Source organism: Nonomuraea sp. IBHARD001 (assembly GCF_056106265.1).
In genome coordinates, this window is record NZ_JBWBBW010000002.1 from 2,943,992 (window position 1) to 2,967,323 (window position 23,332).

General features: G+C 69.9%; 18 protein-coding genes. 7 read left to right on the top strand and 11 right to left on the bottom strand.

The features are described 5' to 3' along the window. Nucleotides 1-10: 10 nt before the first annotated feature. The 6 genes from ACTWNK_RS15595 to ACTWNK_RS15620 all read right to left on the bottom strand — a co-directional run bounded on the left by ACTWNK_RS15595 (nucleotide 11) and on the right by ACTWNK_RS15620 (nucleotide 5,359). The gene (locus ACTWNK_RS15595) at nucleotides 11-403 is read right to left on the bottom strand and encodes a hypothetical protein (RefSeq protein ID WP_474304677.1); all 393 of its coding nucleotides are present in this window, start codon (nucleotides 401-403) and stop codon (nucleotides 11-13) included. Nucleotides 404-491: 88 nt separating this feature from the next. Beyond that, nucleotides 492-1,277: an ABC transporter ATP-binding protein gene (locus tag ACTWNK_RS15600; RefSeq protein ID WP_474304678.1), complete on the bottom strand. Its 786-nt coding sequence runs from the start codon at nucleotides 1,275-1,277 to the stop codon at nucleotides 492-494. Further along, entirely contained in the window at nucleotides 1,274-2,227 is a 954-nt protein-coding gene (locus ACTWNK_RS15605; protein ID WP_474304679.1) for an ABC transporter ATP-binding protein, read from the bottom strand. The genes ACTWNK_RS15600 and ACTWNK_RS15605 overlap by 4 nt, the downstream gene beginning before the upstream one ends. Next, entirely contained in the window at nucleotides 2,217-3,203 is a 987-nt protein-coding gene (locus ACTWNK_RS15610) for a branched-chain amino acid ABC transporter permease (protein ID WP_474304680.1), read from the bottom strand. Before ACTWNK_RS15610 ends, ACTWNK_RS15605 begins: the two co-directional genes overlap by 11 nt. 13 nt (nucleotides 3,204-3,216) lie before the next feature. Continuing rightward, a complete protein-coding gene (locus ACTWNK_RS15615) occupies nucleotides 3,217-4,371 on the bottom strand; it encodes a branched-chain amino acid ABC transporter permease (RefSeq protein ID WP_474304681.1) in 1,155 nt (384 codons plus the stop codon). A gap of 643 nt (nucleotides 4,372-5,014) precedes the next feature. Further along, entirely contained in the window at nucleotides 5,015-5,359 is a 345-nt protein-coding gene (locus tag ACTWNK_RS15620) for a hotdog fold thioesterase (protein WP_474310922.1), read from the bottom strand. A 166-nt stretch (nucleotides 5,360-5,525) separates the two neighbouring features. Between ACTWNK_RS15620 and polA the strand changes: the two genes are divergently transcribed. The 3 genes from polA (at nucleotide 5,526) to rpsA (ending at nucleotide 11,146) form a co-directional block, all read left to right on the top strand. Continuing rightward, nucleotides 5,526-8,216 carry a DNA polymerase I gene (gene polA, locus ACTWNK_RS15625; RefSeq protein ID WP_474304682.1) on the top strand — a complete coding sequence of 897 codons (2,691 nt, stop codon included), beginning with the start codon at nucleotides 5,526-5,528 and terminating at the stop codon, nucleotides 8,214-8,216. A gap of 138 nt (nucleotides 8,217-8,354) precedes the next feature. Beyond that, nucleotides 8,355-9,422 (top strand): polysaccharide deacetylase family protein, encoded by a 1,068-nt coding sequence (locus tag ACTWNK_RS15630; protein ID WP_474304683.1) that lies wholly within the window; start codon nucleotides 8,355-8,357, stop codon nucleotides 9,420-9,422. A gap of 233 nt (nucleotides 9,423-9,655) precedes the next feature. After that, nucleotides 9,656-11,146, top strand: coding sequence for a 30S ribosomal protein S1 (rpsA, locus tag ACTWNK_RS15635; RefSeq protein ID WP_474304684.1), 1,491 nt, complete (start codon nucleotides 9,656-9,658; stop codon nucleotides 11,144-11,146). Nucleotides 11,147-11,225: 79 nt separating this feature from the next. On the opposite strand, the gene ACTWNK_RS15640 is transcribed toward rpsA, so the two are convergent. Continuing rightward, complete coding sequence (locus tag ACTWNK_RS15640; protein ID WP_474304685.1) at nucleotides 11,226-11,975, bottom strand: SDR family NAD(P)-dependent oxidoreductase; 750 nt, start codon at nucleotides 11,973-11,975, stop codon at nucleotides 11,226-11,228. A 137-nt stretch (nucleotides 11,976-12,112) separates the two neighbouring features. On the opposite strand from ACTWNK_RS15640, the gene ACTWNK_RS15645 reads away from it, so the two are divergent. From ACTWNK_RS15645 to coaE, 3 genes are all read left to right on the top strand, one after another. Further along, nucleotides 12,113-12,727, top strand: coding sequence for a TetR/AcrR family transcriptional regulator (locus ACTWNK_RS15645; RefSeq protein ID WP_474304686.1), 615 nt, complete (start codon nucleotides 12,113-12,115; stop codon nucleotides 12,725-12,727). Nucleotides 12,728-12,817: 90 nt separating this feature from the next. Continuing rightward, on the top strand, nucleotides 12,818-13,276 hold the full coding sequence (locus ACTWNK_RS15650; protein ID WP_474310924.1) for a GNAT family N-acetyltransferase: 459 nt from the start codon (nucleotides 12,818-12,820) through the stop codon (nucleotides 13,274-13,276). Then, nucleotides 13,277-13,906 (top strand): dephospho-CoA kinase, encoded by a 630-nt coding sequence (coaE, locus tag ACTWNK_RS15655; RefSeq protein WP_474304687.1) that lies wholly within the window; start codon nucleotides 13,277-13,279, stop codon nucleotides 13,904-13,906. Here coaE and ACTWNK_RS15660 read toward each other — a convergent pair. After that, on the bottom strand, nucleotides 13,879-19,506 hold the full coding sequence (locus ACTWNK_RS15660; protein ID WP_474304688.1) for a WD40 domain-containing protein: 5,628 nt from the start codon (nucleotides 19,504-19,506) through the stop codon (nucleotides 13,879-13,881). The two genes, coaE and ACTWNK_RS15660, sit on opposite strands and share 28 nt — an antisense overlap. Before the next feature lie 57 nt (nucleotides 19,507-19,563). Here ACTWNK_RS15660 and ACTWNK_RS15665 point away from each other — a divergent pair, with 57 nt between their 5' ends. Further along, nucleotides 19,564-20,736 carry an ArsB/NhaD family transporter gene (locus tag ACTWNK_RS15665; protein WP_474304689.1) on the top strand — a complete coding sequence of 391 codons (1,173 nt, stop codon included), beginning with the start codon at nucleotides 19,564-19,566 and terminating at the stop codon, nucleotides 20,734-20,736. Between the two features lie 9 nt (nucleotides 20,737-20,745). Here the strand turns inward: ACTWNK_RS15665 and ACTWNK_RS15670 are convergent, their stop codons facing one another. Genes ACTWNK_RS15670 through ACTWNK_RS15680 form a run of 3 tightly spaced genes read right to left on the bottom strand, consistent with a single transcriptional unit; the run spans nucleotide 20,746 to nucleotide 23,232 of the window. Then, a complete protein-coding gene (locus ACTWNK_RS15670) occupies nucleotides 20,746-21,552 on the bottom strand; it encodes an inositol monophosphatase family protein (RefSeq protein ID WP_474304690.1) in 807 nt (268 codons plus the stop codon). A 13-nt stretch (nucleotides 21,553-21,565) separates the two neighbouring features. Then, nucleotides 21,566-22,213 carry a hypothetical protein gene (locus ACTWNK_RS15675; RefSeq protein ID WP_474304691.1) on the bottom strand — a complete coding sequence of 216 codons (648 nt, stop codon included), beginning with the start codon at nucleotides 22,211-22,213 and terminating at the stop codon, nucleotides 21,566-21,568. Continuing rightward, a complete protein-coding gene (locus ACTWNK_RS15680; RefSeq protein WP_474304692.1) occupies nucleotides 22,213-23,232 on the bottom strand; it encodes a hypothetical protein in 1,020 nt (339 codons plus the stop codon). The genes ACTWNK_RS15675 and ACTWNK_RS15680 overlap by 1 nt, the downstream gene beginning before the upstream one ends. Nucleotides 23,233-23,332: the final 100 nt, after the last annotated feature.

Below are 23,332 nucleotides of genomic sequence, written 5' to 3' on the forward strand. Positions count from 1 at the left end.
AACCCGCCGGTCAGCCGCAGGACGCCGTGATGCGGTCGGCCGCCGAGCGGTAGGCCTTCAGGAGCTCAACCTGGCGATCCCGGGGCACGTCGGCCTTGGACAGCCCCTCCGTGGCCCGCAGGAGCTCGGTGACGGCCTCGCGGGTCTGCTGCGGCATACGGGGACCGAACTGCCGTGTGATGCCGCGAGCTTCGGCCAGGCGGCCGAGCAGGGCGTCCTCGAAGACCTGCTCACCCTCCTGACCTGCGGGAAGCAGCATGAGACCGGCATAACCGATCGCGGAGACCACACGGGCGCACGGCACGTCGTCCGCGTCGCCGCCGGTGCTGAAACGCTGGGGGGCCTCGCTCTGGCAGCCGGTCAGCAGCACCGCGGCCAGGAGGAGCAGGGCGGTTCTTCTCACATCACCCATCCAACGACAGAAGGGGCCCCCACTCCAAGAGCGGGAGCCCCCCAGGCCGCGTGAGCGGCCCTGTGTCAGGTCCTGGGCGTCAGGCCCTGGCCAGCGTGCCCAGGTAGAGCTCGATGACCTTCGGGTCGTTGGCCAGCTCGCGGCCGGTGCCCGTGTAGGCGTTGCGGCCCTGGTCGAGCACGTAGCCGCGGTGGCAGATCTGCAGGCAGCGCCTGGCGTTCTGCTCGACCATGACCACCGTGACGCCCGCCTTGTTGACCTGCTGGGCCTGGATGAACACCAGGTCCTGCAGCTTGGGCGACAGTCCGGCCGACGGCTCGTCCAGCAGCAGCACCGAGGGCTCGGTCATGAGCGCCCTCGCCATCGCCACCATCTGCCGCTCGCCGCCCGACAGTGAGCCCGCCCGCTGCTTGCGGCGCTCGCCGAGCGCCGGGAACAGCTCGGTGACGAACTCGAAGCGCTCCTTGAACTTGCCGGGCACCTGGAAGGCGCCCATCTCGAGGTTCTCCTCGATGGTCAGGCTCGGGAACACGTTGTTGGTCTGCGGCACGTAGCCGACGCCGCGCGAGACCAGGGCGTGCGCCTTCATGTTCGTGATGTCCTCACCCTTCAGCAGCACCGTGCCGCTGCGGATGTTGACCAGGCCGAACATGGCCTTGAGCAGGGTCGACTTACCGGCGCCGTTGGGGCCGATGATGCCGATCAGCTCGCCGTCGCCGACGTACAGGTCGGAGCCGTTGAGGATGTTGACGCCCGGCAGGTAGCCCGCGATGAGCTCGTCGCAGCGCAGGATGGCGTTCGCGGCGCCGTCGAGGTGGGCGCTGCGGTCGGTGACCGCCGCCTTTGACTCCGGTGCTGAGCTCACTTGTCCTTCCCTTCTTCGGCCTCTGCCTCGAGCGCGGCCTCGGCCTCATGGAGTTGCTCCTCGAGCTCCTCCTCCGACAGCGGCGCGTCGTGGTGTGCGCCCAGGTAGGCGTCGATGACCCGGGAGTCGGACATGATGGTGTCGGGCGGGCCCTCGGCGATGACGGCGCCCTGAGCCATGACGATGACCCAGTCGCTGATGTCGCGCACCATGTCCATGTCGTGCTCGACGAACAGCACGGTCATGCCCTCTTCGCGCAGGTCCTTGACGTGACCGAGCAGCGACTGGGTGAGGGCCGGGTTGACGCCCGCCATGGGCTCGTCGAGCATGACCAGCTCGGGCTTGACCATGAGCGCGCGTGCCATCTCCAGCAGCTTGCGCTGACCGCCCGAGAGCGAGCCGGCGAAGTCCTCGCGCTTGGCCGCCAGCTTGAACCTCTCCAGCAGCTCGTCGGCCTGGGCGGTGATCTCGTCCTCCTGGCCGCGCCAGAGGCTGGGGATCAGCGCGCTGAAGAAGCTCTCGCCGCGCTGGCCCTGGGCGCCGAGCCGCATGTTCTCCACGACCGTGAGCTTGGACAGCGCCTTGGTGAGCTGGAAGGTACGCACCATGCCGCTGTGGGCGACCTTGTGGGCGGGCACGCCGTTCATGCGCTTGCCGTTGAAGGTCCACTCGCCCGCGTCGGCGGTGTCGAAGCCGGTGAGCTGGTTGAAGAACGTCGTCTTGCCCGCGCCGTTGGGGCCGATCAGCGCGGTGATGGAGCCGCGTTGGACCTCCACGTGCTGGACGTCGACGGCGGTGAGGCCGCCGAAGCGACGCACCACGTTGTCCACGACCAGGATCGGGTCCGGCTTGGCGACGCCGGGCTCGCGATCGAGGCCGGCGAAGGCGGCCAGCGCGGCGGCCTTGCGGGCGCTCGGCCGGGTTTCGGCGTGCGTCGGGTCAGCGTGCATCGAGTGCGATCTCCCTCTTGTCTCCGAGGATGCCCTGCGGCCGGAAGATGAGCAACAGGATGAATCCGAGACCGACCAGCATGTAGCGGACCGGGCCCACCTGGGTGGTGGTCATGAACGGGATGTAACCCGCGGCGACCGCCTCGGCGAGGGTGTTGCCGATGAGCACCAGGAGAACCCAGAAGATCACGGAACCGAGCACCGGACCGAAGACACGTGCGGCGCCACCGAGGATCACGATCGTGTAGGCGAAGAACGTCAGCTCGGTCGCGAACGTGTCGGGCTGCACGGAGGCGTAGCCCAGCGCGTAGATGAAACCGCCGAAGCACCCGACGAAGCCACCGATGATCAGCGACTGCATCTTGTACGAGAAGACGTTCTTGCCGAGGCTGCGCACGGCGTCCTCGTCCTCGCGGATGGCCTTGAGCACACGGCCCCACGGGCTGTTCATCAGCAGGTAGACCAGCAGGCACGACAGCGCGACCAGGATCCAGCCGACGGTCAGCACCCAGAGCACGCGCTCGTTGAACCCGATGGGCCCGATGCCGTACTCGCCCTTCGGGAAGGGGTTGAGCGCGTAGAAGCCGCTGGAGAACGCCTGACGGCCGTCGGAGCCGCCGAACACGTCCTTGAACGCGACCGAGCGGAACATCAGCCGGACGATCTCGGCCGCCGCGATGGTCACGATGGCCAGGTAGTCGGCCCGCAGTCGCAGCGTCGGGATGCCCAGCAGGATCGCCAGCACGACGGTGGCGGCCAGACCCGTCAGGATGCCCACCCAGAACGGCAGGCCGAACGTGGAGACCATGACGGCCAGGCCGTAGGCCGCGACGCCGAGGAAGGCCGCCTGGCCGAAGTTCAGCAGTCCGGTGTAGCCGAACTGGATGTTGATGCCGATCGCGGCGAGCGCGTAGAAGACCGTCTCGATGCCGATCGCGGCCTCGACGGTGGTGACGAAGATGGTAAGCCAGTCCATGCGATCTCCCCCGTCAGCCGATCCGCTCGCTGCGGCCCAGGATGCCCTGCGGCCGGACGAGGAGCACGATGATGAGTACGGCAAGCGCGCCGACGCTCTTCAGCTCCGGCGGGATCCAGAGCGTGGACAGCTGGACGAACAGCCCGACCACGATCGACCCGACCAGGGCGCCGAACGCGGTGCCGAGCCCGCCGAGCGTGACGCCGGCGAAGATGAGCAGCAGGATGTCCTGGCCCATCGTGTACTTGGCGGTCTGCGAGATCGCCAGCAGGATGCCGGCCAGCGCGGCCACGGCCCCGCCGACGGTCCAGATGATGCGGATGATGCGGTCGACGTTGATGCCGGAGGAGGCCGCGAGCGCCGGGTTGTCGGCGACGGCGCGTGCCGCCTTGCCGGTGCGCGTCTTGAGCAGCGCGAGACCGACCACGAGGAGCACGAGCAGCTCGATGCCCATCGACCACAGGTTCTTGGGCGCGACGCTGATCGGCCCGAACTCGACGCCGGGCTGGGCGTTGAACTCGGTGTAGGGCTGGCTCTCGCCGCCGAACAGGAACAGGTACAGGTAGCGCAGGAAGATGGCCACACCGATCGAGATGATCATCATGGCGATCGTCCCGCTGCCGCGCCTGCGCAGCTGGCCCCAGAAGAAGCGGTCCTGGGCGTAGCCGAGCGCGCCGCCGAGGATGACGGCGATGATCGCCGAAGGGATGACGCCGAGCCCGAAGCCCACATTGAACAGGTAGGCGAGCAGGGCGCCGAGCGTGACCAGCTCGCCGTGGGCGAAGTTGGTCAGGCCGGTGGTGCCGAAGATGAGTGAGAGGCCGAGCGCCGCGAGGGCGATGATCAGGCCGAGGTTGAGGCCTTCGAAGGTGAGCTGGGCGGCTCGTGTCCAGAAGGCGGAGCTGTCACTGTCGGACGGATTGGCGGCCGGCGCTCCCGCGCCCCCCGGCTCCAGCGCGAACAGGACGGTGGTCTGGTTGCCCTCGAACACCGTCGGTGTGCGGACGTTGACCCCGCCGCGTACCTGGCTGTTCGGGGGCAGCGTCGAAAGGTCGACGGTGACCTTGTACTTCCCGGCCTTGGGGACGGGGACTTCCCACGTGCCTTGGGCGTTGCTGGTGGCCTCGCCGACGGGATCGCCGCCCTCGGTGGCCACGCTGATCTTCACGCCGTTCACTGGTTGGCCTTGGAATTTGAGTGTTCCCTTCAGGCCCTCTCCGTCAGCCCATGCGTGTGCTGGGCTGGCGGCGAGCAAGAAGATGAGTCCACCCAGGAAGGCCGTGAACGCGATCACGGCTCTGCGCAATGGTGCTCCCTCGTAAAGGTCCTGGAGGAGTTGTGCCCCTCCATCTCGACACGCAGGCATCGCAGGCACTACTGGGATGCTGGCGGGAGCTTATTCCGGGAGGCCCGGTTCGCAACCGTTCGTCACCAATCGGTAATCAGTGTGTGTCGTGTACGTGAGCAAAATTGCGCCTGGTCAGGGGCTACATGCTCGTTAGGTATTTACCGGCAATATGAGAAATGGTCTGAATCGCGAACCAAAGAGCAATTCTTGGACCGTCCCATGGCACAAAAAAGGGCGCATGTCTATTGACATGCGCCACCTGAAGTGTAATACGAGCCCGCGGGAGGCTTTTGGGGCCGTCACAGGGCTTCCCCGGCCCCGGACGTTATCTACTGGGCCTCCCCGCGGGCTCTGATACGGACAACCGTAGCGACCGTCGGGGTAGGTGCGCAAAGGGTGGCGGGAGTGAGCCACCGCCTGCTATACGCACGCCCGACGGGCCGGACACGAGGCCCGGAACCGGTCAGCGGTCGCGAAGCATGCAGGTCAGGCGCGAGGTGCAGATCCTGCGCCCCTGCTCGTCGGTGATCTCGATGTCGTACGTCGCGAGCGTGCGACCGCCGTGCAGCCTGCTCGCCACGCCCGTCACATAGCCGGACGTCGCCGAGCGGTGGTGGGTGGCGTTGATCTCGATGCCCACCGCGATCCGCTCGGTGCCCGCGTGGATCGCCGCCGCCGTCGAGCCGATCGTCTCGGCCAGCACGACCGAAGCGCCGCCGTGCAGCAGGCCGTACGGCTGGGTGTTGCCCTCGACGGGCATCCTCGCCACCACGCGTTCGGCGCTCGCCTCCAGGAACTCGATGCCCATCCGCTCCACGAGCGTGCCCTCGTGGGCGGCGCCGTACGCCTTCAGTTCCTCGGGATCGATGATGGTCAAGAGGAGGCCTCCTGTCGTTCGAGTGTGTGTCGTGCCGAGGCCCCTGGTCTGCCAAGAGCTCAGGTTTTCTGTCGTAGGAGGAGACTAGGCTTCGTGTGTGCCGAAGACTGAAGCGACCCCTGCCCGCCCCCGCCTTCTCCTGCTGGACGGGCACTCCCTTGCCTACCGCGCCTACTACGCGCTCAAGGAAGCCGACCTGCGGACGACCGACGGGCAGCCCACGGCCGCCGTCTACGGCTTCACCTCGATGCTGACCAACATTCTGCGCGACGAGCGGCCCACCCACGTCCTGGTCTGCTGGGACCGCAGCGAGCCCACCTTCAGGCACGAGGCCTACGAGGACTACAAGGCCAACAGGTCGGCCACTCCCGACGACTTCAGGCCGCAGGTGCAGCTCATCTTCGAGCTCCTCGACGCACTCAAGATCCCCTACACCTCGCTCGCGGGCTACGAGGCCGACGACCTGATCGCCACGCTCGCCACCAGGGCCGAGGCCGACGGCATGGACGTGCTGATCGTCACCGGCGACCGCGACTCGCTGCAGCTCGTCAACGAGCACGTCACCGTGCTCATGACCAGGCGCGGCATCAGCGACATGACCCGCTTCACGCCCGCGGCCGTGATGGAGAAGTACGAGCTCACGCCGCAGCAGTATCCCGACTTCGCCGCCCTGCGCGGCGACCCCAGCGACAACCTGCTGAGCATCCCCGGCGTCGGCGAGAAGACCGCGGCCAAGTGGGTGCGCGAGTTCGGCTCGCTCAGCGCCCTGGTCGACCGGGTCGACGAGGTCAAGGGCAAGGTCGGCGAGAAGCTGCGCGACCACCTCGACCAGGTGCTGCTCAACCGCAGGCTGACCGAGCTCATGCGCGACGTGCCGCTGGAGCTGGAGATCGCGGGCCTCACCCAGGGCGCCTGGGACCGGGGCGAGATCGACAAGCTGTTCGAGACCCTGCAGATCCGCGGTGAGCTGCGCGAGCGCGTGTTCAAGACGCTCGGCACCGGCGAGGCCGAGCCAGAGGAGGGCTTCGAGGTCGAGACCGTCATCCTCGGCCCCGACCGGGTGGCGGGCTGGCTGGCCGCGATGCCCGAAGGCCGGGCCGGGCTGGCGTTCAAGGGCGACTACGGCAGCGGCACCGGTCGCATCGACGGCATCGCCGTGGCCTCGCCAGGCGGCACCGCGGCCCACATCGACCCGACCCGGCTGACCGAGGCCGACTTCGAGGCGCTGCGGGCCTGGCTCGCCGACCCGCAGCGGCCCAAGGCCGTCCACGACGCCAAGGGGCCGATCCTCGCCCTGTGGGCACAGGGGCTCGACCTCAGGGGCCTGACCTGCGACACGGCACTGGCCGCCTATCTGGCCATGCCGGGGCCGCGCGCCTTCCCGCTCGAAGACCTCGTCCAGCGCTATCTGCACCGCAGGCTGGAGGCCGAGGCGGAGGGCGGCGGGCAGGCCGCGCTGTTCGGCGAGGACGACGACGCCCCGGCCAAGGACCTGGCGCTGCGCGCCCACGCCGTTCGCCTGCTGGCCGGAGCGGTCGAGGGCTTCCTGTCCAAGCGCGGCGGCACCCATCTCATGACCGACGTCGAGCTTCCGCTCGTCACCGTGCTGGCCGGCATGGAGCGCACCGGCATCGCCGCCGACGGCGACTACTTCGCCAAGCTGGAGGCCGAGTTCGCCGCGGGCGTCAAGCAGGCGGTGGAGGCGGCGCACGCCGTGGTCGGCGAGCCGTTCAACCTGGGCTCGCCCAAGCAGCTGCAGGAGATCTTCTTTACCCGGCTCAACCTGCCCAAGACGAAGAAGACCAAGACCGGCTACACCACCGACGCCGACGCGCTCGCCTGGCTGGCCACCCAGACCGAGCACGAGCTGCCGATCATCATGCTCAGGCACCGCGACCAGACCAAGCTGCGCACCACGATCGAGGGCCTGATCAAGGAGGTGGCCGACGACGGCCGCATCCACACCACCTACAACCAGATCATCGCCGCCACCGGCCGGTTGTCGTCGGAGAAGCCCAACCTGCAGAACATCCCGATCCGCACCGCCGAAGGCCGCCGCATCCGGCAGGGCTTCGTCGTCGGCGAGGGCTACGAGACGCTGCTGACCGCCGACTACAGCCAGATCGAGCTGCGCATCATGGCGCACCTGTCGGGCGACGAGTCGCTGATCGCGGCGTTCGAGTCCGGCCACGACTTCCACCAGGCCACCGCCGCGCGTGTCTTCGACATCCCCGCCGAGCAGGTCGACGGCGAGCTGCGGGCCAGGATCAAGGCGATGAACTACGGCCTGGCCTACGGGCTGTCCGACTTCGGGCTGGCCGGGCAGCTCAACATCCCCGTCTCGGAGGCCAAGGCGCTCAAGGAGGAGTATTTCGAGGAGTTCGGCGGTGTGCGCGACTTCCTGCAGGCCATCGTCGTGCAGGCGCGCACCGACGGCTACACCGAGACCATCATGGGCAGGCGCCGCTACCTGCCCGACCTCACCAGCGACAACCGCCTGCGCCGCGAGTCGGCCGAGCGCATGGCGCTCAACGCGCCCATCCAGGGCTCGGCCGCCGACATCATCAAGGTCGCGATGCTCCACGTCGCCCAGGCCCTTGAGGAGGAGAAGCTCGCCTCGCGGATGTTGCTTCAGGTCCACGACGAGCTCGTCTTCGAGGTCGCGCCCGGCGAGCTCGACGCGCTGCGCCAGCTCGTGTCCGACCAGATGAACGCCGCCTACCAGCTCAGGGTGCCCCTGGAGGTCTCGGTGGGCGTCGGGCGCACGTGGGAGGACGCCGGGCACTAGCCCGGTCACCAGGGGTGGCGCGAAAGGGGCTCTCCCGTGCGGAACGGCGGGATACGCGGGGATCTGGACTAAGGTGGTGGCTTGGTCGTCCCCGATCGGCACGGGAGTTCTGTGCGGACTTCACCCACCCTCACACGTTTGATCGGCATCGCCAACGTCGTGGTGGTGAGCGCTGCGGCCGTCGCCTTGCTCCTGCTGCCCGGTGACGGGGTGCAGGTGGGGCGGGCCATGGTCGCGCCCCAGGCCAAGGTGCAGCCGCAGGCCCCCGCGCTGCCCACGGTCGGGCCGCCGCCCGGCGTGGTCGCCACCCCCGAGTTCGCCAGGCAGGTCAAGGCCAACGAGCTCGGCCTGATCCCGGTGATCATGTATCACCGCATCCTGAAGAAGCGCCTCGCCTCGATCGACCGCACTCCGGCGCAGATCAGGTCGGAGCTGGAGAAGCTGGCCAGGAGCGGCTACGTGCCGATCACGGCCGCGGAGTTCGCGCGCGGCGACATCCCCGTGCCCGCCGGCAAGCACCCGGTCGTGCTGACGTTCGACGACGGGCACGAGACGCACTTCGCGCTCGACGCCCAGGGCAATCCGAAGAAGAACACCGCGGTCGCCCTCATCTACGAGGTCGCGCGTAAGTACCCCGAGTTCCGCCCCGTGGCCACGTTCTGGATCAACCACTACCCGTTCGGGCTGCAGACGAAGGCCGGGCAGGCCAAGGCGGTGGCGTGGCTGACCGCGAGGGGCTTCGAGGTGGGCAACCACACCTGGTCGCACCCGAACCTGCGCTCCCTGCCGAAGAAGAAGGTACGCGAGCAGATCGTCAGGGCCGAACGGCTGCTGAAGCGGCTCGGCGTGCGCGGGTCGACCACGCTGGCGCTGCCGTACGGGTCGATGCCGCGCAGCAAGAAGGTCGCCAGGAGCGGGAAGTGGGACGGCACGCGGTACGACTTCGACGCGGTGTTCCTGGCCGGGGCCGAGCCTTCGTTCTCGCCGTACCACGAGGACTACGACCGGGGCGCGGTCCAGCGCATCCAGAGCAACGGCAAGAAGGGCGAATGCCGTAAGTGGTGCTCGCAGTACTGGCTGGAGTGGCTGAACAGGCATCCGGGGCAGCGTTACGTCTCCGACGGGGACCCGGCGCGGATATCCGTACCACGAAAACTTCGCGGTAACATCTCCGACAAGCGGCGGGCGCAGCTCAACGCCTACTAGGCGGGTGTGGCTCGTGGGTGTTCGCGCGATGGATCGCAGCCCGTTCCCCGCTGGAATTGACCCCGCTGGTCTCGTCTCATAAGCTGATCCCTGCGCTGTGGGCTCGCGCGTGCCTCAGACGGAGCGGGCTCGCGCTCGGTTCACGTCGATGACGCATCCTCGGCTTGATCGGAAGAGGGCCTGCCGCGCGTTCGCCACATCGACATCTGTCCGCGTTCGGAGCAATTCCACACATGACGAGCAGCACCGAGGCCACCTCGAACACCCCGCAGGTAGCGGTCAACGACATCGGCTCCGAGGAAGAATTCCTCGCCGCCATCGATCTGACCATCAAGTACTTCAACGACGGCGACATCGTCGAGGGCACCGTCGTCAAGGTCGACCGGGACGAGGTCCTTCTCGACATCGGCTACAAGACCGAGGGTGTCATTCCCTCGCGTGAGCTCTCGATCAAGCACGATGTCGACCCGGCCGAGGTTGTCGAGGTTGGCGAGCACGTCGAGGCCCTGGTTCTCCAGAAGGAGGACAAGGAGGGTCGCCTGATCCTGTCCAAGAAGCGCGCTCAGTACGAGCGGGCCTGGGGCACGATCGAGAAGATCAAGGACGAGGACGGCATCGTCACCGGCACCGTCATCGAGGTCGTCAAGGGTGGACTCATCCTCGACATCGGCCTCCGTGGCTTCCTTCCGGCCTCCTTGGTCGAGATGCGCCGCGTCCGCGACCTGCAGCCCTATGTCGGCCGCGAGCTCGAAGCCAAGATCATCGAGCTGGACAAGAACCGCAACAACGTGGTCCTATCCCGTCGCGCCTGGCTGGAGCAGACCCAGTCCGAGGTTCGCCAGACGTTCCTCAACACCCTGCAGAAGGGTCAGGTCCGCAAGGGCGTCGTCTCCTCGATCGTCAACTTCGGTGCGTTCGTGGACCTGGGCGGCGTCGACGGCCTCGTGCACGTCTCCGAGCTCTCCTGGAAGCACATCGACCACCCCTCCGAGGTTGTCGAGGTCGGCCAGGAGGTCACCGTCGAGGTTCTCGACGTGGACATGGAGCGCGAGCGCGTCTCCCTGTCGCTCAAGGCGACGCAGGAAGACCCGTGGCAGCAGTTCGCCCGTACCCACCAGATCGGTCAGGTCGTCCCGGGTCGCGTCACCAAGCTGGTGCCGTTCGGTGCGTTCGTCCGTGTCGAGGAGGGCATCGAGGGCCTGGTCCACATCTCCGAGCTGGCCGAGCGCCACGTGGAGATCCCGGAGCAGGTCGTCCAGGTCGGCGACGAGATCTTCGTGAAGATCATCGACATCGACCTCGACCGTCGTCGCATCAGCCTCTCGCTGAAGCAGGCCAACGAGGGCGTGGGCACCGAGGTCGAGTTCGACCCGACGCTCTACGGCATGGCGGCCACCTACGACGACCAGGGCAACTACATCTACCCCGAGGGCTTCGACTCCGAGACGGGCGAGTGGCTCGACGGCTTCGACAAGCAGCGTGAGGAGTGGGAGCGCCAGTACGCCGAGGCGCAGACCCGCTTCGAGGCGCACCGCAAGCAGATCGAGGAGGCCCGCAAGGCCGAGGCCGAGGCGGGCGACGTCCCCTCGACCTACACCGGTGAGACCCCGGCCACCTCGACCAGCAGCAGCAGCTCCTCGTCGTCGGCCCCCGCGGCCGGCGCGCTGGCTTCCGACGAGGCTCTCGCGGCTCTGCGCGAGAAGCTCGCGGGCGGCCAGAGCTGAGCGCACGGTAGGTCGTTGATGTAGGCATCACCCAGAGGGCCCCGCAGGGATGCGGGGCCCTTTGTCGTTTTGGGGTGAGTTACGCGGTGGTGCCGGCGTCGATGGTGAGGGTGGCGCCGGTGATGTTGCGGCCGGCGGGCGAGGCGAGGTGGGAGACGGTGGCGGCGATGTCCTCGGGGGTGCAGTAGCGGCCGAGCGCGGTGTAGGAGCGTTCGGCGTCGGCGTCCGGGCCGTCGGCGGGGTTCATCTCGGTATCGGTCGAGCCGGGCTGGATGAGGTTGGCGGTGATGCCTCGGGGGCCCAGGTCTCGGGCCAGGCCCTTGGTGAGGCCGATCAGGGCGGACTTGCTCATGGCGTACAGGGTCCAGCCCGGGTACGGGACGCGTTCGGCCAGGCTGCTGCCGATGGAGATGATGCGGGCGCCCGCACCCATCCGGGCGCTCGCCGCCTGGGCCAGGACGAACGAGGCGCGGGCGTGGATGGCGAGGGTGTCGTCGAGCTCGGCGAGCGTCACGTCTTCGAGCGGGCCGTAGGGGGCGATCCCGGCATTGTTCACCAGGATGTCGATGCGGCCGTAGCTCGCCACCGCGTGGGTCACGGCCGCGGTCAGTGCTTCGGCGTCGGTGGCCTCGGCCTTGACCGCGCTCGCGCGTACGCCGGTGGCCTCGATCCGCTTGACGACCGCAGCCGCCCGGTCCGCCGCCCGTGCGTAGGTGATGACGACGTCGGCTCCGTCGGCGGCCAGGCGGGTGGCGACGGCCGCGCCGATGCCCCGGCTGCCGCCGGTCACCAGGGCGACCTTGCCGGAGAGGGGAGAGGGGTTGGACATGGGACTCCTTAATCGGAATGCGTTCCGCTTCACAGTAAAGCGGAATGCGTTCCGTTTGCAAGCCTGTGGAGTCGCGGCCCGGGTGGGGCAGGCGGACAGGTCGTGGAAGGTGCGGGGGAGTCGTCTACTGTGAGGGCGTGGACGTCGTTGTGAATCCTCGGCGCGAGCGGGTCGACGCTGCCCGTAATCGGGCCAAGATCCTCGCTGCCGCCGCGGAGATCGTCGCCGAGCGTGGTGTCGAAGGGCTGGCGATGGCGGAGGTCGCCGCCGCCGCCGGTGTCGGCGTGGGGACGCTGTATCGCAGGTTCGGCGATCGTTCCGGTCTGGCCTACGCGCTCATCGACGAGCGGGAGCGGGAGTTCCAGGCCGCCTACGTGCTGGGGGAGGCGCCGCTGGGGCCGGGGACACGCCCGCAGGGCGGCAGGCAGGAGGCGCATCGGCGGATGCGGGCGTTCCTGCACGCGCTGGTCGATCGCACGGTGGAGCAGCTCGACCTGCTGGTGATGGCCGAGACGGCATCGCCGTACGCCAGGTTCGGCGGGGCGTACGAGGCCTATCGTGCGCATCTGTCGATGCTCATCGCGCAGGCCGATCCGAAGGCGGACGCGGAGGTGCTGGCCGACCAGCTCCTCGCCCCGACGGCCGCGCCCTTGCTGGCGCATCGGCTGAACGCCACGAGCGGGGTTACCGCCGAGCGGGTGAAGGCCGGGCTGGACGTGCTGCTGGACGCGTTCACGGGACGGCCGGGCTGATTCAGATGTCCCTATCGCTACGAAACACCTGAATCAGCAGGAAGATCCTTGCTGTCCCCGGGCCCGGGTGCTGAGTAGGGTGAGCCCGTGATGCGGATTGAGCGGGCCGGAGACGACGACGCGGGCGAGATTCTCACCGTGCAGCGGGCGGCCTATGTGAGTGAGGCCCAGCTGTACGGAGATCCGTTCATCGCGCCGCTCGTGGAGACGGGCGAGCAGATCGGCAAGGTGATCGGCTCGGGCCTGGTCCTGGTGGCGCGGGAGGAAGGCGGCCGGGTGATCGGCTCGGTGCGCGGGCAGATCGCCGGGAGCACGTGCCTGGTCGGCCGGCTGGTCGTCGTGCCCGACCGCCAGGGCAGAGGCGTCGGCTCCGCCCTGCTGGAGGCGTTGCACGAGCAGATGCCCGAGGCCACGGCGTTCGACCTGTTCACCGGGCACCTGTCGGAGGGCAACCTGCGTCTGTACCGCCGCCACGGCTACCACGAGACGCGCAGGGAAAGGGTGCACGAGCATCTCACGTTCGTACACATGCGAAAGGACCGGGCCTGAATGCTCAGGGTAGGACTGACCGGCGGCATCGGCTCGGGCAAGAGCGAGGTGGCCAGACGCCTGGCGGCCAGGGGAGCGGTCGTCGTCGACGCCGACCGGATCGCCCGCGAGGTCGTGCAGCCGGGCACCGACGGGCTGGCCCAGGTGGTGGCGGCGTTCGGCGCGGGCGTGCTGCGCGAGGACGGCGCACTGGACCGGGAGAAGCTGGGCGCCATCGTCTTCGCCGACAAGGAGAAGCTGGCCACGCTCAACGCGATCGTGCACCCGCTGGTCGGCGTCAGGGCCGGGCAGCTGCAGGACGCCGCGCCCGACGACGCCGTCATGGTCTACGACGTGCCCCTGCTGGCCGAGAACAACCTGGCACCGCTCTACGACGTCGTCGTGGTGGTCGACGCCGACGACGAGACCCGACTGGCCAGACTGCTGCGTGACCGGGGCATGAGCGAGGCCGACGCCAAGGCCCGCATCGCCGCCCAGGCCACCAGGGCCGACCGGCTGAAGCTGGCCGACCTGGTGATCTCGAACGACGGCCCGCTCGACGCACTCGAAGCCCAGGTGGAGCAGGTCTGGCAGCGCCTGCTCACCTGGCCCGCCGCACCCGGTCACAGGGGCGCGTCGAGCGGCACCTGACGTACGGCGGGCAGGTACTCATCCAGCTCGCCCGGCTCGAACCGGCACAGGCCGACCGTGTGCCAGAACTGACCGCTGACCTCCCCTTCGTACTTGTAGCGCCCGTCGGGCGACAGCGCCGCCCAGCCTTCGGCCAGTCCCAGCAGCGTCATCCGCTGGCTCGGCGACTCCCCCAGGTTCCACACGATGACCACCCCGTCGTCCCCGGCCGAGGCCAGCAGCGGCTCGCTGGGCGAGAACGCCACCGACCACACCCGCCGCGAATGGCCGGGCAGCGTGTGCAGCAGCGCCCCGGTCGAGGCGTCCCACAGGCGTACGACGAGGTCGTCGCCCGCCGTGGCGAGGATCTCGCCCGAGGGGGAGTAGGCGCAGGTCCACAGGCGGCCCACGGGATGCGACAGCTCGTGGATCGGCTCGGGCCACGACGAGGCGAGATCCCAGACGAAGGCGATGCCGTCGTTTCCGGCGCTGGCCAGCTTGGTGCCGTCGGGGCTGAACACCACGGAGTACACCCGGTCGTTGTGCCCGGTGAGCGTCAGCGTGAGCGCGCCCGACTCGACGTCCCACAGCCGGACGACCCGGTCGTCGCACCCGGTGGCGACCGTACGGCCGTCGGGGCTGAAGGCGATGGAGCGCACCCTGCCCTTGTGCTCGGTGAGCGCGGTCACCAGGCGGCCGGTCGGGCGATACCAGATGCAGACGCTGTCGTCGTCGTTGGCGGTGGCCAGATGGTCGCCCTCGGGGCTGAACGCCTCGGCCCACACGTGGTCGGTCTCGGCGCTGAGCTCGCGTTCGTAGTCGCCGGTGACGGCGTTCCAGAAGTGGATGCCGCCGTCGTTGCTCGCGGTGGCCAGCACGGGGTCGACGGGCGAGAAGACGGCGGAGATGAGCCGGTCGGCCGAGCCGGAGAAGGCGTGCAGCCTGCGTCCGGTGCGCGGGTCCCACACGCGGACGGTGCCGTCGTTGCCGCTGGTGGCGAGCATGGCGCCGTCGCCGCTGAACCGCGCCGACGTGATGCGCCTGCCGTGTCCGCGCAGGATGCGCTGGCACTGCCCGGTCAGCGGGTCCCACAGCCGGGTGGAGCCGTCGTTGCTGCTGGTGGCCAGCTGCTGGCCGTCCGGCCTGAACACGAACGGCCACACCGCGCCCCTGTGCCCGGTCAGCTCCTTGCGCTCGGGGCCCGAGCTGAGCCTGATCGCACCGTCGGAGTCGCCGGTGGCGAGCACGTCGCCCGCCGGGTTGAACGCCACCTGGTACACCGCCGCCCCGTGCGTGGTGGCCACGCCGAGCGACTCGCCCGTGCTCGGTACCCACAGCCGCACGACGCCCTTGGTGTCGCCGGTGGCCAGCAGCGAGCCGTCGGGGGAGTAGGTCAGGCAGTAGATGCGGCCCGCGTGCCCGGGCAGCTCGTGCAGCAGCTCACCGGTCGGCCGGTCCCAGATGCGCACCAGCCCCTCACGGTCGCCGGTGGCCAGCAGGTCACCGTGTACGGCGATGCGGTACACCGCGCCCTGGTGGCCGCCGAGCTCGCGCAGGAACCTGCCGGTCGCGATGTCCCAGACGCGGATCATCGCACCGGCGTCGCCTGTCGTCAGCGTGCCGCCGGAGAACACCGCGGTGTAGATCGGCGCCTCGTGCCCGGTCAGCTCCTGGTGCAGGGTGGCGTCGTCGGTGCGCCACAGCCGCATGACGCCGTCGGCGCCGCCCGCCGCGATCAGCGAGCCGTCCGGGCTGAACAGCACCGGCCACACGCCCTCCGCATGCCCGCGCAGCACGTGCAGCGGCGCGCCGGACGAGGCACGCCACAGCCTGACGGTGCCGTCGCTCGCCCCGGTGGCCAGCAGGTCGCCCTTGCGGGAGTAGGCGACGGCGTAGACGCGGCCGGTGTGGCCCTGCAGCGTGCGGATCGGCAGCCCGGTGAAGCTGTCGCACAGCAGCACGCCACCGTCCTCGCCGCCGATCGCCAGCACGTCGCCGTCCGGGCTGTAGGCGACGGGCTCGGGCAGCCTGCTGGTCTGGAAGTGGTACCCGTACGGCACGCCGAGCGCGGCGGGCCCGAGCTGCGTCTCCACGGCCTGCCCCGGCGTGACGGCGGCTCCGGCGAACAGCCCGCCGATCTCGGCCGAGGCGTCGGCGTACCTCTCCGGCGCCCCGGTGACGGCGATGAGCGAGGCGCGGTGCCAGCGGCTGCCTTCGAGTGCGGCGTCGGACATGTCGGTCCTGGCCAGCCGGGCCTGCGACAGGTCGGCGCCGCGCAGGTCGGCCCTGGTCAGCTTGGCGCGATCCAGCCTGGCGCCGACGAGCTTGGCCTCACGCAGATTGGCCCGGGTCAGGTCGGCCTCGGCCAGCGTCGCCGACGACAGGTCGGCCCCCGACAGGTCGACGCCGGTCAGATCGCGCCCCGACAGGTCCTCCCCGCGCAGGTCGGCCCCGCGCAGATCGGCCTGGGCGGGGGTGCGCAGCCTGGAGCTGATCTTGATGGCGTTGGCCCTGGCGACGTCGTCGGCTCCCTGGTCGGCCAGTACGGCGGTGGCCCAGGTACGACACTCGCGCACATCGGCCAGGTCACACAGGAACTCCACCGTAAGCGCCGACAACGTACGGCGCGACAGCAGGACGGGATCGTCGATGTGCGCGGCGATGTGCCTGGCCAGCAGCCACTCCATCACCGAGGCGTGGATGAAGCCGAACAGGCCCTCGTCGGTGCGGACCATGAGGCTGCCCGTGCCCATGGCATGCGCGGTCTGGTCGGTGGTGAGCTGGCCGTCGGCCAGGTCGGTGAGCGTCTCGGCGATCTCGGTGAGCTCGGCCAGGCCGAGGAAGGACTCCCCGGTGTCCCACAGCCGAAGGGCGAGCGCCGTCACCGCCCGCCACAGCTCGGCGGCCGACAACGACCCCGGCGAGCCGGGCACGGTCGTGCGCCGCTCCTCGAAGGCCAGCCACGAGCTGAGGATCTCCTCGTACAGCAGGGCCGGGCTGATCGCACTGCTGGCCGATGAGACCGTGCGCAGCCTGTCCTCGTCGAGGTCGGCGATGAAGCTGAGCATGCGCGGGTTCTGCGCCAGGTCGAGCAGGCTCCTGATGCCCTCCATCAGCGACATCCGGGCCTCGGCCTCGTCGTCGTCGGTGAAGCGGCCCGACAGGTAGGAGCGGATCTGGTCATGGGTGAAGTTCTCGACGCTGAAGACCCGCCGCTGCGGCAGCACCCCGACCATCTCGCCGAGCATGGTCAGCACCTGGCTGTTGGACTTGAAGTGCTGGGTACGGCTGGCCACCACGATCTTGGCCTTGTCCTCGGCGGCGGCCAGCAGGGTGGCCAGGTGGTCGGCGGCGCGGTCGTAGGTGACGCGCGTGACGAGCTCGTCGAAGCCGTCGAACAGCAGCACGATGCGGCCCTGGCGCAGCAGGTAGTGGAAGGCCTTGAGGTCGATGACCTCCTCGCCGTGATTGGCCAGGTGGGCGGCGACCAGCCCGTCGACGGTGTGCGCCTTGTCCAGCGCGCGCAGCTCGATGAGGATCGGCACCAGGTGGGGCAGCTCGGTGGGCACCCTCCTGGCCAGCTCCCGCAGCGCGAACGTCTTGCCGTGCCCGAAGTCGCCCAGCAGCAGGATGAAACGGCCGTGGTCGGCGGCCAGCAGCCGCATGAGCTCGTCGGTCAGCCCCTCCTTGATCTCCGAGCCGGGCCGGTCGAGCTCGCGGTAGCGCTGGGGCACGTACAGTCCGGCCGGGTAGCGCCTGTCCATGCGCAGGGTGCCGCTCTGTTCGGCGACATATCCCGACAGGTCGAGCAGGCCCTGGAACTCCACGAAGCTGCGCAGCCGTACGCCTCTGCGCATGAGGTCGGCGCGGACCGTGCGGTGCGGGGGCGGGCCCTGGTAGACCAGCTCGGCGCTCAGCCCGGCGGCGTGCGCCCTGCCGGCCAGCGTCTCGGCGTCCTCGGGCTTGACCCTGCCGACATGGGCGCCGATCATGACCTGCCTGACGAAGCCGTCCTCCCTGCTGGTGACCACCAGGTGGTCGGCGCCCCTGCGGATCGTGGCCCGCTCGTGCCGTGTCTCGCACACCTCGGTGATGCGGTCGAGCAGGAGTTCGATCGGGCTCGGCTCGCGTTCGGCCGGGTCGTCCGTCCTGACCGGCGGGTGCGCCGACGGGCCCTCGAACGTGCCCTGCGCGCCTCTCCAGCGCTGGGAGGCGCGCACCGGCTCCCGGTCGGGCCACCACGTGCGCGTGCCGCCCGCGCTGATCTCGATGACCTGGTGGCGGCCGGGCCTGGGCGCCGCGACCGTGGGGAAGGCCGTCTCGGCGGCCGAGCCGGAGCCGTGCAGCAGCAGGTTGAGCCGGTTGCCGAGCAGGCGTTCGAGCTGCTCGCGGTCGCGCAGGTCGCCCGGCGCGTGCCCGACGGCGCCGAGCCGCAGCCAGGCGTTGGCCTCGTGCGCGCGCAGCCGCTCGGCGAACCACGCCGCCTGCGCCTCGCCGACCAGGCCGTAGGCGTCCTTCTCCTGGTGGGTCATCGCGATCGTGGAGTTCAGTCCGGCGACGGCCAGGCGCAGCTCGGGCACCTCGAACAGCGTCCACGGCTGCGCGCTGTCGAACACGTGCCCGTCGAGCCCCTGGTACACCTCGCCGAACAGCCGGGTGAAATGCCGCCACTTGGGCCAGTACGGCGGCTGCGGCGGCAGGGCGTCGGCCTCGCAGTTGAGGAAGTAGGCCCGGGAGGCGGCCTTGGTGACGTCACGCGGGCCTGGAACCACGACCAGCCGCTGCGGCTCCAGCCCGAGCAGGACGCGGAGATTGGTGAGGAACCTGATCGCCTGGTCGAACTGCCCCGGCGTGCCGGACTCGGTGAGATCGCCGGTGACCATGATCAGATCGGGCGAGGGCATGCCCTGGTCGCGCAGTCTGGTCAGATCGGCGTAGACCCTCGGCTGCAGCTCCTCGGGGGTGAACGGCTCGCCCGGCTCGGGCAGCGCCCTGCCGAACCTGGGCCCGCCGATGTGCAGCACGCTCACCGACTCGCGCCCGCGCGCCGCCTCCTGCTGCGGCGGGAACGCCGGAGCCGTCACCGGTGTGCGCCGCGCCCGCAAAGGCGCCTCGGGCGCCCGCTGCGAGGGTACGGCGGGCGCCGCGGCGCCACCTGGCCCGTTGGGGAAGGCCGGGCCGCGCTCGGGCTTGGCCCGTCCGGCCAGCGCCTCCCTGATCCGGTCGAGCAGCATCCCCCTGGCCCGGTCGGCCTCGGTGACGCCCAGCAGGTCCACCCAGGTGATGGTGGACAGCAGCCCTTCGAGCGGCAGGTCCTCCAGTCTGATCGTCACCAGCCGGTTGGAGGGATTGTCGGGGTCGGCCCGCAGCGCGGCCTGCCACTCCATCCGGCCGTACCTGGACGTGAGATAGTTACGCGACAGCACGGCCACCACGACGGCGGCCTCGCTGACCCCTCGATCCATGAAGTCGATGAAGTTCGTGCCGGGGACGAAGTCCCACGCCTGGATCATCGTCTTGTACCCGGCTGCTTCGAGCTCCCACGCGATCCACGTGGCCCACGCGGTGTCGGCGGGGGAGTAGCTGACGAAGATGTCGGTCGGCCTGCCGTCACGTGCCATGAATCCATCATCGCCTGCCGCGCCGGGGTTGTGGAGTGGTTGTGCGATCATGTGCACGTGCTGAAGCGGTTGGGAGCGCTGGACTGGATCCGGCTGGGCCTGCTCGCACTGGGGTTGCTCTTCGTCGCCACGGGGCTACTGCCGGTCGACGAGGCCGTCGAAAGTGTGCGGGACGTCGCTCCGCTGCTCGCCTTTCTCGTCGGTGTGATCGTGCTGGCCGAGCTGACCAAGGAGGCTCAGGTCTTCGACCTCATCGCGGCCAGGCTCGCGGTGATCGGCAGGGGCGACTACGTGGCGCTGTTCCTGCTGTGCACGGCGTTCGCCTCGCTGGTGACGATCTTCCTCAATCTGGACACGACCGCGGTCCTGCTGACGCCCGTCATGCTGGCCCTCGCGCCGAAGGCCAGGATCGCGGCCCTGCCGCTGGCGATGACCACCATCTGGCTGGCCAACACCGCCAGCCTGCTGCTGCCGGTGTCGAACCTGACGAACCTGCTGGCCATGGGGCAGCTCGGACTGAGCACCCAGGAGTTCGCGAGCCGGATGTGGGCGCCGCAGCTGATGGCGATCGGCGTGACGATGGTGTTCCTGTGGGTGTTCTTCTGGCGGCTGAAGGCACGCGGCGAGGCGCGTTACCATCCGCCCGCGCCCGAGCCCGTCGCCGACCGGGTGCTGACCTCGGTGGCGGCAGGCGCCTGCCTGCTGTTCATCGTGGCGCTGCTGGCCGAGGTCGAGGTCGGGGTGGCCGCGCCGGTCGCGGCGGTGATCGTGGTCGCGGTGTTCGCGTTCAGGGATCGGGCCAAGCTGACCTGGCGGCTGCTGCCGTGGCAGCTCGTGGTGTTCGTGGTGGCGTTGTTCCTGGTCGTGCCCGCGCTGAGCAGGCTGGGGCTCGGCGATCTGATGCGCTGGATGATCGGCGAGGGCGAGCACTTCTACCGCACGGCGTTCGTGGGCTCGGGGCTGTCCAACGCGATCAACAACCTCCCCGCGTACAAGGCGGTCGAGGGGGTGATCCCGGTCGCCGAGCGGGAGCAGCTGCTGGCGCTGCTGGTCGGTACGAACGTCGGCACGGTGATCACGCCGTGGGCCTCGCTGGCGACGCTGCTGTGGTTCGAGTCGTGTCGCAGGCACGACGTCAAGGTGCCGATGCGCCGCTTCCTGCTCACGGGCGCCGGGCTGGCGCTGGTGGGCGTGCCCGCCACGGTCTGGGCGCTGGTCGTCACCGGCTGAGCGTGCTGCTCACGGGCCGATCAGCCGCAGCAGCGCCTCGATCGACTCGGGCGGGCCCGCCACGAAGCTGCGGTCGTCGGCCGTGCCTTCGATGCGGGGTTCGAAGGGGCCGCCGTCCAGCCCGACGATGCGGACGCCCGCCTCCTGGGCGATGAGCGCTCCGGCGGGCAGGTCGACGGACTCGGCGCGGTAGCCCACCACGCCGTCGAGGTCGCCCCTGGCCAGCATCGCCCACGACAGCAGCGGCGCCCACAGCCGCAGCACACGCCGCGAGCGCAGGTCGAGCGCCGACTTCAGCGCGTTGGCCCTCGGATCGGTCCTGGCCACGCCGTAGCCCTGCGTCCAGGCCAGCACCGGCCCGCGCGCCGACCAGGCACGTGCCCGCGAGGTCAGGCGGGCGCCGCCCGGCCCCCACGCCCCGGCCCCGCCGATCGCCGACCACGTGCGCCCGGTGACCGGGTCGTGCACGACGCCGACGACGGGCAGACCGGCCCGGCACAGCGCCACGCCCACCACGTACACCGGCAGGCCGATGGCCACATTGTTGGTGCCGTCGAGCGGATCGACGAGCCAGGTCCACTCCGCGCCCGCCGAGCCCAGCAGGCCGGACTCCTCGGCGATCACGGCGTGCGAGGGGAAGGCGCCGACGATGCGCTCGACGAGCAGCTTCTCCGAGGCCAGGTCGAGGTCGGTGACGACGTCGCCCTCGGCGCCCTTGGCGCGTACGTCGACCTGATCACGGGTACCCGCGAGCAGGACCTTGCCCGCGTCCTCGGCGGCGGCGGCTGCCACCCGCCTGGCGTGCTCGAGATCCACGGCTCCTCCTGGCTCACGCTTGCGGCGGACGGGTCAGGTGCCCGGCGAGCAGACGGGCCGCCCGGACGGTCTCGGCGGCGTCGAGACGGCGGCGCGGCACGTGGTGGCGGCCCGTGGTGAGCGGGCCGAGCGACAGGTCGACGCTGCCCGGGCTGCCCCTGCCGAGTGCGATCGTCACGGCGGCGCCGCCGTCGGTGATGACGCTGCTGTGGAAGCGCCCGGCCGGAAGCGTGTAGGTCTCGCCCGCGCCGAACACCTCGATCAGGCCGGTGTCGTGGCGCACGGTGCGGGCGGTCGGCTCGATCGTGTCGCCCTCGGGGCCGCTGAGCACCTCGAACACGCGATGGGTGGCCTCGCTCACGGCGTCGGCGACCTCGGCGTGCACATTGCGTACCTGGCCGTGCAGGACGTGGCTGACGAGGTCCCAGCTGTGGCAGTGGATCTGCGAGGTGGTGGACTCGGCCTGGGGCAGCTCGTCCGACCACAGGTGCAGGCACACGCCCTCGCCGCCGTCGCGCTCGACCGGCAGGCACAGGAAGCCCAGCGGGTGGCGCACGCCCGCGACGGGCGAGTGCCCGCCGGTGATCTCGCCGAGCACGCCGAGCGCCCAGGCCAGGGCGCCGCCCTCGGCCACCGCGCGCAGCACGCCCGTGTAGCTCATCAGGAGTAGGGGTCCTTCGCCTGCAGCGCCTTGCGGGTCACGTCGACCACGTCGTGGTCGGTGTAGGAGCGGGGCAGCGGCACGTCGATGTGCTGGAACAGCTCGCGCACCTCCTCGACGGTGGGCTCGTCGCTCAGCGGGACCGCCTTGTAGAGCTCAAGAGGCACCCGCCTGGCCTGCTCCAGGCTCAGCCGCAGCTCGGCGTCGCAGCTCTCGTAGAAGAACGTGCCCGCCAGTGCGGTCATCGCCCTGTTGGGGTCCTCGACGGTCATCACCAGGCTCACCGCCGACAGGTCCCAGCGGAAGGTCGTCATGGTGGCCGACAGGCCGACGCCGATGTCGAGCAGGCCGTAGCGCTGGCGGTGCCAGAAGGCGGCCAGCACGGTGGCGTAGGACTCCTTGCGCGCCCGGTCGGTGCTCCAGCGCTCGCCGGTGCCGTCCGGCTGGTCCGACAGCGAGCGCCGGTAGTGGGCGTAGGCGTCGCACACGCCTTCGTCGGTCGGGTCGATGATCTCGATCCTGACCGTGAGGTGGCGTTTGTCGCGCCTGGCCGACGCCACGCACTCGGGCAGCGTCACCGCCCTGATGTAGGTGCCGGTGCCGCCCTTGAAGCTCCAGCGGGTGGCGCTCCTGCGCGAACGGGCCAGCGCCTCGCCGATCTCCTGGCTGCTGCCGAGCACACGCACGAGCGACATGTCGTCCAGCGCCCTGCGGGTGCCGGTGACGACCGCCTCCAGGTGGTCGAGCCTGCGCAGCCGCTCGGGCAGCTCGGCCAGCGTGCCGGTGGTGATGGCCTCCTCGACGGGCGCCTGGCGCTGGCGGTCGCGCAGCAGCGCGGTGGCGACGAGCGCGAGGATGAGCAGGGTGGCGGCCGAGATCAGCTCGTCCTCACCGGCGAAGCTGCCCGGCCACAGGCCGAGGAAGCCGAGCCCCGCCGAGAGGATCAGCGCGATGGCGCCGTCGGCATTGCTGATCAACTTCGGCATGACGGTCTTGACCACGTCGAAGAATCGCCTCATGAACCCGCCCCGCCCGTTTGACGATCACCCCATCGTAACGAGCGGGTCATGCGACTGCCAGCGTGTGTTTGGGCACTTCCCCGTACCTGAGGATGATCGT